The organism is Bradyrhizobium sp. NBAIM08, from assembly GCF_020193935.1.
Lineage (GTDB): Bacteria > Pseudomonadota > Alphaproteobacteria > Rhizobiales > Xanthobacteraceae > Bradyrhizobium > Bradyrhizobium yuanmingense.
This window is the reverse complement of record NZ_JADYVR010001068.1, coordinates 1-397: the sequence shown is the minus strand read 5'-3', so window position 1 is coordinate 397 and position 397 is coordinate 1. Positions and strand designations below refer to the sequence as shown.

Here is a 397-nt window from a genome sequence, read left to right as displayed (position 1 = left end):
CCTGAGCCCCGTCCAGTCGGTCTGCAAGCCGTTCGTGCTGCCGCTGTGCACGGACAACATCGGGACGCACAGTGTGTTCGCCGCGACGTTCCCCTACCTGGCACCGGCCAAGTGATGTCCACCCGGGTGATGCTCGTGGCGGTCGCCCTGCTCGGAGCGGCTTGCCGCCCATCCGAGGACACACCGCGCGCTCCGGCTTCGGCGGCGGCACGTGCGGCGGACGCCAACGCCGCGCTCCTCGCCGAATCGGAGGTGCGGGACCAGGACATCGAGTTCTATGCCCGACGGGTCGAGGGCGACCCGTCGGGCGCGATCGACCTGGCCAGGCTCGCCTCTCTCTACCTGCAGCGTTCGCGCGAGACCGGCGATCCCGGCGACGCGGTGCGCGCGGAGGAGG

The 397-nt window shown here is 71.5% G+C and carries 1 protein-coding gene; it reads left to right on the top strand.

The window, feature by feature from the left end:
* Positions 1–114: 114 nt before the first annotated feature.
* On the top strand, positions 115–397 hold a 283-nt coding region (locus tag I6F37_RS43505; protein WP_225154912.1), incomplete at its 3' end, for a hypothetical protein.